The organism is Streptomyces sp. W16, assembly GCF_033194735.1.
GTDB lineage: Bacteria > Actinomycetota > Actinomycetes > Streptomycetales > Streptomycetaceae > Streptomyces.
Window position 1 is genome coordinate 1 of record NZ_JAWOAI010001082.1, and the last position, 1354, is coordinate 1354.

Here is a 1354-nt window from a genome sequence, read left to right on the forward strand (position 1 = left end):
GCCCTTCCACGGGCTCCACCAGGCGGGGATCGTCACCCCCGCGCAGCGCGCCACGGCGTTCGTCTCCTTCGACACGACCGCCGAGAACCGGGCCGAACTCACCGACCTGCTGCGGACGTTGACCGACCGGGCGCGTTTCCTGACCTCCGGCGGCAGCCCGGAGGACCTGGGCATCACCGCGCCGCCCGCCGACTCGGGCACCCTCGGACCGGACCTCCCGGCCGACCGGCTGAGCGTCACGGTCGGCGTCGGGGCCTCCCTCTTCGACGACCGCTACGGGCTCGCGAAGCGCGTGCCCCGCCGACTGACCGCGATGCCCGCCTTCCCCGACGACGACCTCGACTCCGCCTGGTGCCACGGTGATCTGAGCGTGCAGTTCTGCGCCGACACCTCCGACACCGTCCTGCACGCCCTGCGTGATGTCACCCGGCACACCCGTGGGGGCATGCAGGTGCGGTGGCGGACGGACGGTTTCATCAGCCCGCCGCGCCCTTCTGGCACCCCGCGCAACCACCTCGGCTTCAAGGACGGCATCGCCAACCCGGAGGTGACCGACGCCCGCGCGATGAACGACCTCGTGTGGGTGCGGGCCGACAGCGGCGAACCGGCGTGGACGACCGGCGGCAGCTATCAAGTCGTACGCCTGATAAGGATGTTGGTGGAGTTCTGGGACCGGGTCTCCATCACCGAGCAGGAGCGGATGTTCGGCCGCGCCCGGGACACCGGCGCCCCGCTGGACGGACGGCACGAGAAGGACACCCCGAACTTCGCCCAGGATCCGCAGGGCGATGTGATCCCGCTCGACAGTCACATCCGGCTCGCCAACCCACGCACCACGCAGAGCGCCGACCAGCGCATCCTGCGCCGGGGCTACAACTACGACCGAGGCATGGACAGCAACGGCAACCTCGACATGGGCCTGCTGTTCTGCTGCTACCAGCAGGACCTGGCCCGGCAGTTCGAGACCGTGCAGAAACGCCTGGCCGGTGAACCGCTGGTCGACTACGTCTCGCCGTACGGCGGGGGCTACTTCTTCGCCCTGCCCGGGGTCCGCGACACCGCCGACTGGCTGGGCCGCAGCCTGCTCAGCTGAGAGCAGGGTCAAGAACAGGCCAACAGACCATGAGAAATTCCTGACCGGGCGTTCGCTCCCACGTCATTGCCGCTCCCCCGCCCCGCCGTCACCATTGCCCAGGCTACGGCCGTAGGCGTCACGGTCATGGGTGGCGCGGCAGTGAGAACAGTGCTCCCGGAAGGCGAGACAGCATGATCGGCACAGGAAGAATCCCAGGCGCGCGGCGCGGGTTGAACCGCGTGGGCGCCCTGCTCGGCGCGGCGGCGCTGGCCACGGCGG

1 protein-coding gene is annotated in these 1354 nt (G+C 70.2%); it reads left to right on the forward strand.

Features of this window, described 5'->3' with window-relative positions; translation table 11 throughout:
* Positions 1 to 1093 (forward strand): iron uptake transporter deferrochelatase/peroxidase subunit (gene efeB, locus R6V09_RS53265; protein WP_317888575.1); only part of this gene is annotated, 1093 nt, incomplete at its 5' end.
* Positions 1094 to 1354 lie beyond the last annotated feature (261 nt).